Origin of the sequence: Streptomyces colwelliae, assembly GCF_048158785.1 — a bacterium.
Classification (GTDB): domain Bacteria; phylum Actinomycetota; class Actinomycetes; order Streptomycetales; family Streptomycetaceae; genus Streptomyces.
Window position 1 is genome coordinate 17,507 of sequence record NZ_JBLTJC010000027.1, and the last position, 15,495, is coordinate 33,001.

The following is a 15,495-nucleotide window of genomic DNA, read 5'->3' on the forward strand; positions in this document are numbered from 1 at the left end:
GTGTCCTTTAGACCGGTGGCTTTCCGGAAGGTTGTGCGCTTCCTGCGGTTCTTCCTGTCCTGCGGTTCTTCCTGTCCTGCTGTTCTTCCTGTCCTGCCGTCACGGCTTACGCGGTCGTCACGGCTTACGCGCGAGTCCACCGTGCTCGGCGATGACCTCCGGGACACCCGGACCGGGCTCCGGACGCCACTGGGTCACCGGGACGACACCGGGCTCGACCAGCTCCAGGCCGTCGAAGAACGCGGTGATCTCGTCGATGGCGCGCAGGTTGTACGGAACGGCGCCGCTGTTGTTGTAGGCGTCCTGGGCCTGCTCGAAGACAGGGTCGATGCCGCGCGACCCGTCGTTGACGGAGAGGTAACTGCCCGAGGGCAGGGCTTCCATCAGCCGGGTGACGATGGAGCGGGCCTGATCGTGGTCGGCGACGTGGCCCAGGATGTTGCTGAGGATGAGCGCGGTGGGCCGGCCGAAGTCCAGCGTCTCGGCGGCGACTTCAAGAATGCGGTCCGGATCCGTCACGTCGGCCTCGATGAAGGCGGTCGCACCCTCCGCGGTGGAGGACAGCAGGGCCCGGGCGTGCGCGAGCACCATCGGATCGTTGTCGACGTAGACGATCCGCGCCTCGGGAGAGAGCCCCTGGGCGACCTGGTGGGTGTTCTGCGCGGTCGGAAGGCCGGCACCGACGTCCAGGAACTGCCGGATGCCCGCCTCGGAAACGAGATACGCGATGGTGCGACGCAGGAAGCCACGGCTGGAGCGAGCGATGGTGACGATCCCGGGAAACACCTCGGTGTACGCGTCACCGGCGGCCTTGTCGGCGGGGTAGTTGTCCTTGCCGCCGAGCCAGTAGTTCCAGATACGAGCGGAGTGCGGCACCGACGTGTCGATCTTCTGCTGCTCCACCGGCTCGGACGCCGGCACGGGGTCGCTCATGAGTCGTGTGCGTCCTTCAGCCGGGGCGGGGATCATTGGCGGCACATCCTACGACTCAACTCCCTTCTCCAACACACCAGTTCATGTCTTCTGGTCCATGTCTTCCGACTGATGCGCCGGCCAACGTCCGCCGCCTCATGGACGCCGTCGCCCGCGACCGTGCGGGCCGCGAGCACGGGATGCCACCGTCACCACCCGAAGCCGCCAGGCCCGGAGCCGTACCGGAGCCCTCGGCCGGGGACCCGTCACGCGGCGCGGCAGCCGATTCGGGCCACCCGCAGCAGAGCCAGCTTGGCGACACCCGCATGAGCATTGTCCAACAATCTTTCGAGGAGCAGCTCGCGGACCAGGCGAGAGCGATGTTTTTCAGCAGGATTCTTGTGGTCGCTGGCCCGTGATGTTACGTTCCCATTACCGCTTGTCGGACAATCTCGAAGACGGACAGCGTCACCGAGGTCATATCGGCAGAGGGATTCAGCCGAGCCCGGCGCTCCCTCGACCGCATCGGTGGCACCACCGTCAGCAGGCCACCGCACCGTCACACACCACCGCCGCTCCAGGCTCAAGCGCACGGCCCCACTCCGTCTCTTCGCGAGGAGGAGGCCGAGGAGACAGATATGTCGACCAGTCAGCGCACCGTCCACCCGGAGGCACTCCGCCTCAAGGACGTCACCCTGCAGTTCCCCGGTACCCACCAACCAGCGATCGAGGACGTCTCGTTCACGGTCGACCGCGGCAAGGTCGTCGCCGTGATCGGACCCAGCGGGTGCGGGAAGAGCACCATCCTCAACCTGGCCGCCGGACTGCTCACTCCCACTCAGGGAGAGGTCCACTACGCCGGCGAGAAGGTCACCGGCGTCAACTCCGATGCCGCCTACGTGACGCAGCATTCCCACCTGCTGCCCTGGCTGAGTGTCAGGGGCAACATCGGCCTGGCGCTGAAGTTCCGCAAGGTTCCCAAGGAGGAACGCGAGGAGCGGGTCGCCGCCTGGGTCAAGCTGGTCGGCCTGGACGGTTTCGAGGACCACTTCCCCCGTGAGTTGTCCGGCGGTATGCAGAAGCGCTGCGCGATCGCCCGTGCCCTGATCTACAACCCGTCCATCGTGCTGATGGACGAACCGTTCGGGCCGCTGGACGCCATCACCCGGCTCGAACTCCAGCAGGAACTGCTCAACATCTGGCGCGAGCAGAACGGGACCCTCGTCTTCGTCACGCACGACCTCAACGAGGCCATCTACCTGGCCGACGAGGTCGTCGTGATGTCGAAGGGACCCGGCACGATCCGCCGTGTCCTCCCCGTCCCCTTCGAACGTCCCCGCCAGATCGGCTCGCTCGTCAAGTCCCCCGAATTCTCGGAGCTCTACAACGACCTCTGGGGACTGTTCTCCGCCGAGCGGAAGTCCGCCGCGTAACACGGCCGAGCCGACCGCCACCGGAGCGCGCCGCTCAAGCGGGCTCCCGAGTCCGACGCCCGGGGATCCGCTCCCCAAAGCCGCCAAGCCGTCATGGCGCCGAGCCGTCGTGCCCTTTTCCTCGCCATGACGTCATGCCTGCCGCCGAGTAAGGTTCACAGTTTTGATATCGATCACGGAAGAGATCGCCGTACCGAGTCCGCCCCACCGTGTCTGGGAGGTCATCTCCGATCCCTCGGCCGTCGTGTCCTGCATCGGCGGCGCGGAACTCGGACCGTCGCACGACGACGGGTCCTTCGACGGGACCCTGGCCATCAGGTTCGGCGGTATCCGGGTCAAGTTCGCCGCCCGGGTCGCCCTGGACCTGGACGAACCCGCACGTGAGGGCCGTCTCACCGCCCGCGGCGCGGACGGGCAGGGAGCCACCCGCTTCAGTGCCGACGCGACCTTCCGGGTCGTCGAGGGAGAGATCCCCGGCACCTCCCGTGTCTTCTGCGACGGCGAGATCCGGCTCAACGGCAAGCTCGCCAAGCTGATCGAGTCGGGTGCGGGGATGGTGGTCTCCCGGATGACGAAGGAGTTCACCGGGCAACTGGTCCAGCTGTGCGCAGGACCCTCCGAGCCGCTCACGGCAGCCGCCACCGAGCCGCCTGCCGCGGCCTCCGCCGCGTCGGTCACGACGACGTCCACCGAACCGCGCGCCTCGGCCGCCCCCGGACCACACGCGGCGGCCCCCGCCGATGGACGCCCGGCCGCGCCCCGGCCGCCGGCCGGCCTGCTCGCCCGCCTGCGCGCGTGGTGGACGGGCCGACGGTCCAGGCGACGTCAGGGGCAGCCGCCGCAGGCCCCGCGCCCCTCGGCGGACACGTCCGGTGAAGCACTCGGTCAGGGAGGTCGGCGATGACAACGTCCAGGCTCAACAAGGTGATCGGCGCTCTGGACGCGGGACAGCACGTCTTCGCGACCTTCTCGGCGGCCGACCCGGCGTCCGCGATCGAGCTGAGCAACTCGGCGTACGACGCGGTGGTGTTCGAGATGGAGCACAAGCCCTGGGACGTCAACGCGCTCCGGGACAGCTTCCAGTACCTGCTGAGCCGGCGTCAGATCTTCGAGGCGGACAGCCTCGCGCCGGCCGTCACCCCGCTGGTGCGCATCCCCGCCAACGGCGCGGAGAAGGCGCAGTGGCATGCCAAGCAGGCGCTCGACCTCGGTGCGTTCGGCATCGTGTGGCCGCACATCGCCACGGTCGAGGAGGCCCGTAACGCCGTCGCCGCCTGCCGTTACCCGCGACTGCCCGACGCTCCGCTGTACGAGCCCGCCGGGCTGCGCGGGGACGGCCCGCACGCGGCGACCCGCTTCTGGGGCATCTCGAACATCGAGTACTACGCCAGGGCCGACGTGTGGCCGCTCGCCCCGGACGGGGAGATCCTCGTGGGCCTGATGATCGAGGACCAGCTCGGCATCAGGAACCTGCCGGACATGCTCGACCAGGTGCCGGGGATCGGGCTGATCCTGATCGGCGAGGGCGACATGAGCCAGGAACTGGGCGTTCCCCGTCAGTACGAGCACCCGCGGGTCCTGGAGTGCAAGCGGCGGATCCTCGACATCTGCGCCGAACGCGGGGTCGCCGTGGGCCACCCCCATGTCACGGCCGGCAACGTCAAGCAGGTGATCGACGACGGCTACCGGTTCCTGATGTCGGCGCCGGTGCGCACCCACCCCGGCCTGGACAAGGCCCGGGAACTGACCGGCCGCGGCTGACGGACGCGTCCCGGCACGGCCGTACACCACGTGACCACCCCCACGCGAGTCTCGGAGCAACTCATGATCATCGACTGCCACGGCCACTTCACCACGGCGCCCCCCGCGCTGGGCAGATGGCGGGAGAAGCAGATCCGGGCGTTCGAGGAATCGGGCGCGCGGGTCTCGCCGGCCGAACTCCGCATCACCGACGACGAGATCGCCACCGCCATCGGGAACGGCCAGCTGAAGTTGCAGACCGAGCGTGGCACCGACGTGACGATCTTCTCGCCGGGCGCGGGCAAGATGGCCCACCACTACGGCGACGAGCGGACCAGCCTCGACTGGTCGCGGGTCAGCAACGACCTGATCGCCCGGGTGTGCGGCCTCTTCCCCGGGCGGTTCGTGGGGGTGTGCCAGCTCCCGCAGTCCCCGGGCGACGCCCTGCCCGCCTCCGTGGCCAACTCCGTCGCCGAACTGGAGCGCTGCGTCGAGGAGTTGGGCTTCGTCGGCTGTCTGCTCAACCCCGACCCGTCGGACGGGTACTACCAGGCCCCGCCGCTGACGGACCGGGTCTACTACCCCCTCTACGAGAAGATGGTCGAGCTGGACGTCCCCGCGATGGTCCACGTCGCGATGTCGAGGAACCCCGCGATGCAGGGCACCTGCGCCCACTACCTCGCCGGCGACACCGCGGCGTTCATGCAGCTGTGCGAGTCGGACCTGTTCAAGGACTTCCCGACGCTGAGGCTGATCCTGCCGCACGGCGGCGGCGCCGTCCCGTACCACTGGGGCCGCTACCGCGGAATGATGCTGGACCGCGGCCGGCCGCCGCTGGAGGAGTCGATCCTCCGCAACGTCTCCTTCGACACCTGCGTGTATCACAAGCGCGGCATGGAACTGCTGCTGGACGTCATCCCCGCGCGGAACGTGCTGTTCGCCTCGGAGATGATCGGCGCCGTCCGCAGCGTGGACCCGGAGACCGGGCGGCGGTTCGACGACACCAAATACACCCTCGACTCCATCGACAGCCTGAGCGACGCCGATCGGCAGGCGGTCTACGGAGGCAACGCGCTGCGTGTCTTCTCCCGGCTCGACGGTGTCCTGAAGGCACGGGCGACGGCCGCGGCGAACGTGAAGGAGTCCCAGAAGTGAAGGTCTACGAAGCACTGGCCGAGGCGTTCGTGCGGGAAGGCACCACCGATGTCTTCGGCATGATGGGCGACGCCAACATGCACTGGATGGCCGCCCTCGCCGACCGCGGGGTGCGCCTGTACGAGGTGCGGCACGAGGGCTCGGGCCTCGGCATGGCGGACGGCTGGGCCCGCGGCGCGGGGCGGCCCGGCGTGGTCACCACGACCAGCGGTCCCGGCGTCTCCCAGCTGGCCACCTCGATGATCGTGGCGAGCCGGGCGGGCACTCCCCTGGTCGCCTTCTGCGGTGAGACCCCGCTGGGCGACGAGGGCGCCACCCAGTACCTGGACCAGCGGCGCTTCGCCGCCGCGATCGAGTGCGAGTTCATCCACGTCACCCGGCCCGAGAACGCCCAGGAGACCGTGCGGCAGGCCTTCTACCTGGCGCGGACCGAGTCCAAACCGGTCATGATCAGCGCCCCGTTCGACGTCCAGGTGGCCGAACTCGACGACTACGACGAGGACTACGTCCCGTCCACCGCCTTGATCGAGAAGACCCGGCTGGTGCCGGACCCGTCCAGGGTCCAGGCCGCCTGCGACCTGATCCAGGACGCCAAGCGCGTGGTGATCATCGCGGGGCGGGGAGCGCGCAGGGCGGACTCCGGCGAACAGATCCTCGCTCTCCAGGAGCGGACCGGCGCCCTGCTGGCCACCACGCTCCAGGCCAAGAACTGGCTGTGCGACCGCACCGACTTCCACGTCGGCCTGTCGGGCCTGTTCGGCGACAAGGTGTCGATGGAACTGCTCCAGGAGGCCGACTGCGTGATCGCGGTGGGCGCCAGCCTGAACCACTACACCATCGAGAGCGGCTACCTCTATCCCGAGGCGAAGTACATCCACATCGACACCGCCCCGCACCTGGTGATGGGCAACGGCAAGGTCGCGGACTGCTATCTCCAGGCCGACGCGGTCACCGCCCTCGGCGAGCTGACCCGGGTCCTTCAGGAACGGTCCGTCCGGCTGACGGGCTTCCACACCGACCAGGTCCATGAGCACCTGACCGGCCGGTTCCGGCAGCCGGAGTACGTGAACGAGCCCGGACGGCTCGACCCGCGCGAGGCGATCTGGATCCTCGACCACGAACTCCCGGGCGAGATGGGGCTGGTGCTGGGCAGCGGCCACCAGACCGACTTCGGCACGATGCTCTTCCAGCGGTCCCGTGACGTGCTCTCCAACTACGGCATGTTCGGCGCCATCGGCCAGGCCCCGCTGATCGCCATGGGCCAGCTGGTCGCGCAGGGCAACAGGCCCGGCTTCGTGGTGGAGGGCGACGCGAGCTTCCTCATGCACCTGTCCGAGTTCGAGACGGCGTGCCGGTACGACATCCCCCTGCTGGTCGTGGTGATGAACGACCAGGGCCTCGGCGCCGAGTACCACAAGGCGAAGGCGAAGGGCCTGGACCCGGAGCTGGCGACCATCTCCACGCCCGAACTGGGCGCGGTGGCCCAGGCGTTGGGCGGTGGCGGCGCCACGGTCCGCACCGCGCAGGAACTGCGCGACGCGCTGGCCGAGTACGTGCGAACCCCCCGGCCCACGGTGATCGACGTCCGCATCACCCGCGAGGTGCTGAGCACGCCCTACCGCCGCATCCAGTACGGAGAGGACGTGTGAGCGACATGAGCGAGACACACCCGAAGACACCGCTGACCGTGATGCTGGGCAGCCACCCGCACACCCGCCCGCTGAAGGACGGAACCGTCCCCGTGGACGGAGTCGACTGCCGGTACCCGGAGTCCACCCCACTGCCCCCGGCCTTCGCCCGGATGGTCCGCGACCTGGCCTACGACATCTGCGAGATGCCGATGGCCACCTACCTCCAGGCACGGGACGCCGGCATCCCGGTGACCCTGCTGCCGGTGGTGCTGGTGGGCAGCACCCACCACCGTTCGCTGACCCGGCTGCCCGAGGGCCCGGAACTCGGCCCCGGGGACCTCGTCGGCCGCCGCGTCGGCGTCCGTGCGTACGGCCAGACCACCGGTCTGTGGGTGCGCGGCTGGCTCCAGGAGGAATACGGCGTCAAGTCCTCCGACGTCACCTGGGTGACCACCGAGGACGTCCATGTCGCCCAGTACGTCAACCCCCCGTACGTGGAGCGGTCCGGGGCCGAGCGGGTCGCGGACCTGCTGCGCTCCCACGACGTCAGCGCGGCCGTCCTCGGTCCGAAGGCGATCGGCGGGCAGGGCGCCGGCCTGGTCCCGCTCGTCCCGGACGCCGAGAACGCCGGGCTGGCGTGGGCTCAGCGGCACGGGACGATCCCGGCGAACCACCTGCTGGTGGTGCGCGACGACGTACTGCGCGATACCCCGGACGCCGTACGCGCCTTCTACCGGGCCCTGAAGCGGACGATCACGGACACCGCGGGCGAGCGCGACGACTCCCCCGCCGGGCGCGCGGTCACGGCCGGGTGGAGCGACGCGCTGACCGCCTGCCTGGAGATCGCCGGACGGTACGCCCTGGAGCAGGGCCTCATCGGCGAGCCGGTGGACGTCGCGGCGATCGAGGAGCGAACGGCCTTCCTCGACAGGTGAGGAGACGACCGGCGGGGGCGCGCCGCGTGGCGGTGCCCCCGTGAAGGAACACACGCGTGACGGAACCAAGGAAACAGCGAGAGGAGGAGCGGCGATGCGAGAGCCGGTAGGGCTGCGCAAGCGGGGCAACCCGCCCACCCGTAAGCCCGAGATCTGGACACCCGACCTGCTCGACAAGGTCGCCTGGCGGGTGAAGGCGGCACACGAGCCCTTCCGCGGAGTGGCCACGCCGGACGGCGTCCAGGCGGGACTGTTCCCGCTGCGCGACACCGGCGCGGACGTCCGCGAGGTGTACCGGGCGGCGGAGGAATACCTGGCGGGACTGACGGAGAAGCAGCTCGCCGAGGGCCGGTTCCCGATGGACGACGTGAGCTGGCGCCACTGGAACAACGGCGCCCGGTACTTCCTGCGCCACGGCCTGCTGCTGGAGGACTTCGACGACGCGGGGCGCGAGCGGGCCCTGGCCGTCGTCCGGGAGAGCCTCAGCGCGGACGGCTACCGCCAGATGGTCGACCTGATGCGCCTCAACCTCACCATCGGCGAGCTGAGCGACAACACGCACGGCCTCAACGAGTGGCTGTACTGGTTCTCCCTCTACGGCGAACCTTCGAGCGGCGGCCCGTGGGGCTGGCAGCTCGACGGGCACCACGTCAACATCAACTGCGTGTTCGTCGGGGACCAGATGGTCCTCACCCCCTCCTTCCTGGGCGCCGAGCCGGTGATCGCCGGGTCCGGGAAGTACGCCGGGACCGTGGCCTTCCGGGGCGAGGAGGCGCTCGGCCACGAGCTGTTCACCCAGTTCGACGGGGGGCAGCGGGAGCGGGCCGTCATCGCGGACACGCTGCCGCAGGAGCTGTTCGTCGGAGCGTTCCGGGACAACCACGAGCTGAGCTACCAGGGGCTGCCGCTGAGCGGGATGTCCCCGGGCCAGCGGGAGACCGCGCTCAGGCTCCTCGGGCTGTACGTGAACCGGGCCGGCGACCGGCACGCCCGGGTGCGCATGGACGAGGTGCGGGCCCACGAGGGGGACACCCACTTCGCGTGGATCGGGGACCCGGACGGCACCTTCTACTACCGCTTCCACAGCCCGGTGATCCTCGTCGAGTTCGAGCACATGGCCGGTGTCCTCTTCGACAACGACTACCCCTCGCGCCGGCACATCCACACCGTCGTCCGCACCCCCAACGGCAACGACTTCGGCATGGACCTGCTGCGCCGGCACCACGAGCGGCACCACAGGTCCGTAAGCAAGAGGAGCGAAAAATGAAGTTGGTGCTCGGCCGTGACGATCTCGCGGCAGCCGCGCTGTCGGCGGCCCGCGAGGCGGGTGCGGAGCCGGAGCGGGTCGACATCAAGCCGGTGCACAAGGCCTCCCGCGGCTTTGTGAACGCGTCGGACGTCGACCTGTGCGAACTGGCGATCGTGACCGTTCTCCAGGCCCTCGCCTACGGCAAGCCGGTGCTGCTGCTGCCGGTCACCACCCTCGGACGCCATCAGCACCAGACACTGGTGACCCTGGGCAGGCTGTCGGTCGGCGATGTCGAGGGGCACAGCGTCGGAGTCCGCGCCTGGAGCCAGACCACCGGTGTGTGGATGCGCGGGTTCCTCACCGAGCAGTACGGCGTCGACCTGCGCAAGGCGGAGTGGACGACGTACGAGGGGCATCACGTCGAGGGCGCCGAGGACCCGTCCTGGGTGCAGCGGGCGCCGGCGGGGACCAAGCTGCCGGCGGACTTCCTCGACGGCCGGATCGACTTCGGGATCATGGGCAACGAGCTGCCTGCCGACGACCGTGTCCGCACGGCCGTCGACAACGCCCGCCAGGTCGCCGAACAGTGGTCGAAGGACCAGGGGTTCATCCCGGTCAACCACGTGGTCGGCGTGTCCGAGGCCGCCGCCGCTGAGCATCCCGCCGCCGTGCTCGCCGCGTACGACGCGATGCGGTCGGTGCTCGCCGCCAAGGAGGAGGGCGGCCCGGTCGCCCTGCACCCGGTGGGCTTCGAGGGACTGCGCGCCGCGTTCACCAAGGCGGCCTCCTACGCCCTGGAACAGGACGTGATCCCGCGCGCGGTGGACTACGACGAACTCGTCGAGCGGACCTGCACGGCGCTCGGCGTACCGCCGGCCCGCCTCGGCGGCTGAGCCTGCCGCACCCCACACACAGACGAGGAGAGACAACGCATGAACAAGCTCACGGTGGTGCTCGGCGACTATCCGCACGCGCAGCCGCTGCTGGACGGCGACGTCGGGGTGGACGGCTACGCCGTCGAGCCGGTGGAGGTCAGGCCGGTCATCGGCGCCTACCGGCGGATGATCCGGGACCTGGAGTTCGACGTGTGCGAACTGGCCCCGGTGTCGTATCTGATGGCACGTCAGGAAGGGATCGCGCTGACCGCGGTGCCGGTGTTCCTCAACCGGCGCTTCCACCACGGCGACGTGCAGTGCGCCGCGGACTCCGGCATCCGTGTGCCCCGGGACCTGGAAGGACGCCGGGTCGGTGTGCGCGCCTACTCGGTGAGCACCGGCGTGTGGGTGCGCGGTGTGCTGCGTGAGGAGTACGGCGTCGACATCGACAAGATCACCTGGGTGGTGGACGACGACGACCACATCGAGGGCCGCGTTCCCGCCAACGTCGAGCGGGTCACCGACGGCCGTTCGTTGGGCGAGCTGCTGCGCGCCGGGGAGATCGACGCCGCGCTGACCGGCAACGCCGGGACGGGGCGCGCGGGCGCACCCCGGGCCGGCTGGTCGGCGGCCACCGAGCCCGAGCCCGCCGCCGACGAAGGCCCCTACCCGCTGTTCCCCGAGGCCGGGACCCTCGCCGTGGACCACTACCTGCGCACCGGCGTCTACCCGCTGCACTCACTGATCGCGCTGCGCTCCGAACTCGTGGACGCCGATCCCGGCCTGGCGACCAGGCTCTACGCGGCGTTCGCGGAGAGCAAGCGCAGGCATCTCGCCGCGCACCCCGGGTGGTCGGCGGTGCCCCGGCTGGCCCGCCAGGGACAGCGGATCGGAGGCGATCCCGTGCCCTACGGCATCGCGGCCAACGAGCCCAGCCTGAACGCGATGGTGCGGTTCGCCAAGGACCAGGGACTGCTCGACCCCGGTTTCTCCACCGACCTGCGCTCGCTGTTCGCCGCGGGCGACTACCCGGACGCCTGAGCCGGCCCGTACCCACCACACAGAAGGGACCACCCCGTGGACGTCGTCGACGCGCACTGCCACATCATCTCCGAGGACCCGACCCGCTACCCCAAGGCACCGATCGGGGGGAAGCAGTCGGAGTGGGCCGCGACCCGGCCCGTGACCGCCGAGGGCATGGTCGCCCGCATGGACGAGACCGGCATCGACCAGGCCGTCCTGGTCCAGGCCACCACGAACTACGGCTACGACAACTCGTACGTCCTCGACAGCTCCCGGCAGCGGCCGGAGCGCTTCGTGGCCGTCGGCACCGTCGATCCGCTGCGCCCGGACGCCGCCGCCTCGCTCAAGGCGGCGGTCGGCGACGGCGGCCTGGCCGGGGTGCGGCTGTTCACCAGCGGCAGCACCGTGCCCACGCAGGGCGAGTGGTTCGTCGCACCGGAGACGTTCCCCTTCTGGGAGCAGGCCGCGGAACTGGACCTGCCGGTCTGCCTCCAGATGCGCCTCGGACCGGCGACCGGGCAACTGGTGGAACTGCTGGGGCGGTTCCCGGGCGTGAAGGTGCTCCTGGACCACATCGGCTACCCCGACATCGCCGCCTCGCCCGCGCGCGCCGGCTCCGAGGTCGCGGAACTCGCCGTACACCCGGGCCTGCACCTCAAGCTCACCCACCGCAACCTCGAACGGCTGCGGGACGCCGGCGAGCAGGCAGGTGACTTCCTCGGACCGGTCGTCGAGGCGTTCGGCGCGGGGCGGATCGCCTGGGGGTCGAACCTGCCGGCGGCCGAGCAGTCCCTGCCCGAACTCCTGGCCCTCGCCGAGGAGTTGCTCGCCGGGCTGCCGGAGCGGGACCGGCGGGAGATCTTCGCGGGTACGGCCCGGCGGCTGTATCCGGGGCTCGTCCGCGCGTGAGCGTTCGACCGCAGTCGTTCCGCTGTCGTCAGGGCCCGGCCACGCATCGGCCGTCCTCCCGCCGGCAGTCGTCCTCTCCGAGCAGACCCACAGGGTGATCATGATGGATTCCAACGGCTTCGACGAAGACGCGGGGCGGATGTCTCCGACCCGCCAGAGCCAGGCCTACGACGGACTGCGCTCGCTGCTGCTGTCGGGCAGCGTCGAGCCCGGCGCCCGGCTCACCGAGGCCGACCTGACCAGGATGTTCAACGTCTCGCGCAGCACCATGCGGGCGGTGCTGGTCCGGCTGACCCAGGAGGGCTACGTGACCAGCGAGGTCAACCGGGGCGTCCGCACCCGCAGCTTCTCGGTCGAGGAGGCCGCGGACATCCTGGAGGCCCGCGAGACGCTGGAGTCCGCCCTGGCGGGCAAAGCCGCCGAACGCGCCACCGAGGAGGAGATCACCCAACTCCGCGCCACGCTGGAGACGATGGAGGACTGCCAGTCCCGGGGCGACGCGACGGGCTACTCCCGGGGCAACCGGCGCTTCCACCAGCAGGTGAAGGAGGCCGCGCACCAGCAGACCCTGGCACGGGCGTACGACACGCTGCTGTACCCCCTGGTGATGCGCCAGTACCGCAACCTCTCCGCACCGCACCCACGGGCCGGGTCGCTGGAGGAGCACCAGACCATCCTCCTGGCCATCATCACCCGCAACCCGCCGGCGGCCGTCGCCGCCATGCTCCACCACGTCGCCTCCGCCCGGCACGCGCTGTTGCTCCAGGCGCAACAGAAGCGCACCTCCGCAACGGCGGCGGACGCATAGGGGCCCGCTGCCGTGGAACTGCCCACGCGCCCGCGACGCCCAGCCGGGCCGACCGGCGAACCGTCCGTCACCGACCAGAAGGAGAGACCATGCACCAGCCGGTGAAGACCGAAGCGGGCCTGGTAGCGGGCATCCCGGGACGGGACAGGTCGGTCACCGTCTTCCGCGGCATCCCCTACGCGGCGCCTCCGGTCGGGGATCTCCGCTGGAGACCGCCCCGCCCTCCGGTGCCCTGGACCGGGGTGTACAAGGCCGACCGCTTCGGCCCGATGTGCCCGCAGGTGCCGGGGTCCGAGCTGTACGGCAGCGGCCTGCCGATGAGCGAGGACTGTCTGCGCCTCAACGTCTGGACCGGAGCGGACTCCGCGGACGGGCAGCCGCGCCCGGTGCTCGTGTGGATCCACGGCGGCGGTTTCCGCGTCGGTACGGGCGCCACCCCGCGATACGACGGCGAGGCACTGGCCCGCTTGGGCGTCGTGGTGGTGACCTTCAACTACCGCCTGGGCGCCTTCGGTTTCCTGGCCACACCCGAACTCAGCGAGGAGTCCGGGCACCACGCCTCCGGCAACTACGGGCTGCTCGACCAGATCGCGGTACTGAAGTGGGTCCAGCACAACATCGCGCACTTCGGCGGCGACCCGGACCGGGTCACGGTCTCCGGGCAGTCGGCCGGCGCCGGATCGGTGAACTTCCTGAGCATGTCACCGCTGGCGGAGGGCCTCTTCCACCGGGCTGTCGCGCAGAGCCACGCCCGCCACTTCCGCGACCCCGAACTGCGCTATCTGGGGACGTCCTACAGGACCCTGGCCGACGCCGAGGCCGCCGGCACCCGCTACGCGGCGGAGCGCGGGGCGCGCACCCTCGAGCGGCTGCGGTCGCTGCCCTGGCAGCGGCTGGTCGACGGGAACGCCTCCGTGGTCGACCACGCCGTGGAGACGGGCGGTCCGGCGAAGCCACCGCTGTTCCGCCCGGCCGTCGGCGGCCGGGTGCTGCCGAGCGGCTACGCGGAGACGTACACCAAAGGCCTTCAGAACAAGGTCGGGTACCTGGCCGGGAACAACCTCGACGAGAGCGGGGCGGTTCCCGCCACGGCCTTCGCGGAGTACCGGGCGGCGGGCCGGAGGACCTGGCGGCCGGGTGCCCCGCCGGTCCATCTGACGCTGGCGGACTTCGTCTCCGCGTCCCGCATCAAGTTCGGCCCGATGGCCGAGGAGTTCCTCCGGCTCTACCCGGCCCGCACCGACGACGAAGCGGCACACGCCCACTGCGCCGCGGTGCGCGACAACGCCCGGATCTCCACCTGGCTGTGGGCGAAGGACTGGTCCGCGCGGGCGAGCCGTCCCGTCTACACGTACTTCTGGACCTACGCCTCCCCCGCGGGACACGACACCCGCCGTGCCTCCCACGGCTCCGAGATCGACTTCGTGTGGGGCAACCTCCACCCGGGCCGCGCCGAGTGGACCGACGAGGACCACGCCGTCGCGGAGACGATGAGCGGCTACTGGGCCAACTTCGCGGCGACCGGTGATCCCAACGGCCCCGGCCTGCCGCACTGGCCCGCATGGGCACAGGACACGCCGTCGGTCATGGAGGTCGGTGACCGTTTCGGCCCGATCCCGGTGGCGGACCCGCCCCGGTTCGACTTCTGGCAACGCTTTTTCCGTACGCAGCCCGCTTGGTGACAGGAGACCCCTCATGACATACGACAACTCGGCCACCTCCCCGTTCCGCAGAGGACCGCGACTGCGAGCGAGGCCCGGCAGGAGCCGCCGGCTCCTCGCCCTGGCCTCGGCCGCGGTGCTCGGCCCGGCTCTGCTCACCGCCTGTGGCGGCAACTCCACCACCACGACCTCGGACGGGCTCACCCAGATCACGGTCGGCGGCGGCGGCAGCATCTTCGACACACCGCTGCAAGTGGCCGACGCCAACGGCTACTTCCGCAAGCAGGGTCTGAAGATGAAGTTCGTGACACTGACCGCGGCGACCGGCCCCTCGGCGCTCCAGTCGGGTTCGGTGCAGTTCTTCGACAGCAGCCCCACCGGGTTCGTGTCCGCCCTCGCCAAGAAGCTTCCGCAGGTCGCCGTCTCCTCCGACGGCCTGGGCAACCCGCTCGGCCTGATCGTCAGCAAGAAGTTCGCCAAGGCCCACGGCCTGACCGCGAAGACCCCCGCCGCGCAGGTGGCCAAGGCGCTGGCGGACTCGACCGGCGGCGCCAGCTCGGCCAACACCAAGGCCGAGGCCGGCATCTTCCTCGACAAGTACGGCGTCGACCCCGACAAGAAGGTGAAGTGGGTGTCGCTGCCGAGCCCGGCCGCGGACAAGGCCGCTCTCAACACCGGCCAGATCGACTGGTTCGTCACCTCCGAACCGATCCCGCTACAGATCCAGGCCGAAGGCGACGGCATCGTGGTCGCCGACCCGGTCAAGGTCCCCGAGTGGGGTGCCGAAGAGGCCGGCTACGGACAGCTCGTGGTGGCACAGAAGAGCTACGCCGGCCAACACCCCGACATCGTCAAGAAGTTCGCCACGGCGGTTCAGCAGGCGACGGCGTACATGAACACGCACCTGAAGGACAGCGACGACACCACGGTGCTGAAGGCGGCGCAGAAGTCGCTCACCGGCGTGCCGGACGCCGTGGTGCAGAGCAGTCTCCAGCAGGTCGAATGGCCCACGGACGGCTCGATGGACGCCGCCGGCTGGAAGAAGACCATGACCTTCCTCGACAGCCTGGGAACGCTTCCCAAGGGCGCCGAGGTCACCACCGACGACTGGACCAACAAGTACCTGCCGTAAGACCGCCGGGCGTGCCGCACCGGCGAACCAGA

14 protein-coding genes are annotated in these 15,495 nt (G+C 70.3%); 13 read left to right on the plus strand and 1 reads right to left on the minus strand.

The genetic code is table 11. The features are described from left to right. Positions 1-117 precede the first annotated feature (117 nt). Positions 118-933 (minus strand): SAM-dependent methyltransferase, encoded by an 816-nt coding sequence (locus tag ACNFOC_RS08585; RefSeq protein ID WP_416958335.1) that lies wholly within the window; start codon positions 931-933, stop codon positions 118-120. A gap of 617 nt (positions 934-1,550) precedes the next feature. Between ACNFOC_RS08585 and ACNFOC_RS08590 the strand changes: the two genes are divergently transcribed. The 13 genes from ACNFOC_RS08590 (at position 1,551) to ACNFOC_RS08650 (ending at position 15,463) form a co-directional block, all read left to right on the plus strand. Then, the gene (locus tag ACNFOC_RS08590; protein ID WP_416958337.1) at positions 1,551-2,345 is read left to right on the plus strand and encodes an ABC transporter ATP-binding protein; all 795 of its coding nucleotides are present in this window, start codon (positions 1,551-1,553) and stop codon (positions 2,343-2,345) included. A 163-nt stretch (positions 2,346-2,508) separates the two neighbouring features. Then, positions 2,509-3,249, plus strand: coding sequence for an SRPBCC domain-containing protein (locus ACNFOC_RS08595; protein ID WP_416958339.1), 741 nt, complete (start codon positions 2,509-2,511; stop codon positions 3,247-3,249). Continuing rightward, positions 3,246-4,106, plus strand: a complete 861-nt coding sequence (locus tag ACNFOC_RS08600; RefSeq protein WP_416958340.1) for an HpcH/HpaI aldolase family protein — start codon at positions 3,246-3,248, stop codon at positions 4,104-4,106. Before ACNFOC_RS08595 ends, ACNFOC_RS08600 begins: the two co-directional genes overlap by 4 nt. A gap of 63 nt (positions 4,107-4,169) precedes the next feature. Further along, entirely contained in the window at positions 4,170-5,240 is a 1,071-nt protein-coding gene (locus tag ACNFOC_RS08605; RefSeq protein WP_416958399.1) for an amidohydrolase family protein, read from the plus strand. Further along, a complete protein-coding gene (locus tag ACNFOC_RS08610; protein ID WP_416958342.1) occupies positions 5,237-6,889 on the plus strand; it encodes a thiamine pyrophosphate-binding protein in 1,653 nt (550 codons plus the stop codon). Before ACNFOC_RS08605 ends, ACNFOC_RS08610 begins: the two co-directional genes overlap by 4 nt. Positions 6,890-6,894: 5 nt before the next feature. Further along, positions 6,895-7,806: a substrate-binding domain-containing protein gene (locus ACNFOC_RS08615; protein WP_416958344.1), complete on the plus strand. Its 912-nt coding sequence runs from the start codon at positions 6,895-6,897 to the stop codon at positions 7,804-7,806. Between the two features lie 94 nt (positions 7,807-7,900). Beyond that, positions 7,901-9,073, plus strand: a complete 1,173-nt coding sequence (locus ACNFOC_RS08620) for a DUF3500 domain-containing protein (RefSeq protein WP_416958346.1) — start codon at positions 7,901-7,903, stop codon at positions 9,071-9,073. After that, positions 9,070-9,948: a hypothetical protein gene (locus ACNFOC_RS08625; protein WP_416958348.1), complete on the plus strand. Its 879-nt coding sequence runs from the start codon at positions 9,070-9,072 to the stop codon at positions 9,946-9,948. The genes ACNFOC_RS08620 and ACNFOC_RS08625 overlap by 4 nt, the downstream gene beginning before the upstream one ends. Positions 9,949-9,987: 39 nt before the next feature. Next, positions 9,988-10,971, plus strand: a complete 984-nt coding sequence (locus tag ACNFOC_RS08630; protein ID WP_416958350.1) for an ABC transporter substrate-binding protein — start codon at positions 9,988-9,990, stop codon at positions 10,969-10,971. A 36-nt stretch (positions 10,972-11,007) separates the two neighbouring features. Next, positions 11,008-11,862: an amidohydrolase family protein gene (locus ACNFOC_RS08635; RefSeq protein ID WP_416958352.1), complete on the plus strand. Its 855-nt coding sequence runs from the start codon at positions 11,008-11,010 to the stop codon at positions 11,860-11,862. Between the two features lie 100 nt (positions 11,863-11,962). Next, positions 11,963-12,670, plus strand: coding sequence for a GntR family transcriptional regulator (locus ACNFOC_RS08640; protein WP_416958354.1), 708 nt, complete (start codon positions 11,963-11,965; stop codon positions 12,668-12,670). A gap of 89 nt (positions 12,671-12,759) precedes the next feature. Continuing rightward, positions 12,760-14,352: a carboxylesterase/lipase family protein gene (locus ACNFOC_RS08645; protein ID WP_416958356.1), complete on the plus strand. Its 1,593-nt coding sequence runs from the start codon at positions 12,760-12,762 to the stop codon at positions 14,350-14,352. A gap of 13 nt (positions 14,353-14,365) precedes the next feature. Then, complete coding sequence (locus ACNFOC_RS08650) at positions 14,366-15,463, plus strand: ABC transporter substrate-binding protein (protein ID WP_416958358.1); 1,098 nt, start codon at positions 14,366-14,368, stop codon at positions 15,461-15,463. The last annotated feature ends 32 nt before the right edge of the window (positions 15,464-15,495 follow it).

Excerpts from the sequence above, each read along its gene's own strand:
- ACNFOC_RS08585 (WP_416958335.1), bottom strand. The coding sequence starts at position 933 with ATGAGCGACCCCGTGCCGGCGTCCGAGCCGGTGGAGCAGCAGAAGATC.
- ACNFOC_RS08590 (WP_416958337.1), top strand. The coding sequence starts at position 1,551 with ATGTCGACCAGTCAGCGCACCGTCCACCCGGAGGCACTCCGCCTCAAG.
- ACNFOC_RS08600 (WP_416958340.1), top strand. The coding sequence starts at position 3,246 with ATGACAACGTCCAGGCTCAACAAGGTGATCGGCGCTCTGGACGCGGGA.
- ACNFOC_RS08605 (WP_416958399.1), top strand. The coding sequence starts at position 4,170 with ATGATCATCGACTGCCACGGCCACTTCACCACGGCGCCCCCCGCGCTG.
- ACNFOC_RS08615 (WP_416958344.1), top strand. The coding sequence starts at position 6,895 with ATGAGCGAGACACACCCGAAGACACCGCTGACCGTGATGCTGGGCAGC.
- ACNFOC_RS08620 (WP_416958346.1), top strand. The coding sequence starts at position 7,901 with ATGCGAGAGCCGGTAGGGCTGCGCAAGCGGGGCAACCCGCCCACCCGT.
- ACNFOC_RS08625 (WP_416958348.1), top strand. The coding sequence starts at position 9,070 with ATGAAGTTGGTGCTCGGCCGTGACGATCTCGCGGCAGCCGCGCTGTCG.
- ACNFOC_RS08630 (WP_416958350.1), top strand. The coding sequence starts at position 9,988 with ATGAACAAGCTCACGGTGGTGCTCGGCGACTATCCGCACGCGCAGCCG.
- ACNFOC_RS08640 (WP_416958354.1), top strand. The coding sequence starts at position 11,963 with ATGATGGATTCCAACGGCTTCGACGAAGACGCGGGGCGGATGTCTCCG.
- ACNFOC_RS08645 (WP_416958356.1), top strand. The coding sequence starts at position 12,760 with ATGCACCAGCCGGTGAAGACCGAAGCGGGCCTGGTAGCGGGCATCCCG.
- ACNFOC_RS08650 (WP_416958358.1), top strand. The coding sequence starts at position 14,366 with ATGACATACGACAACTCGGCCACCTCCCCGTTCCGCAGAGGACCGCGA.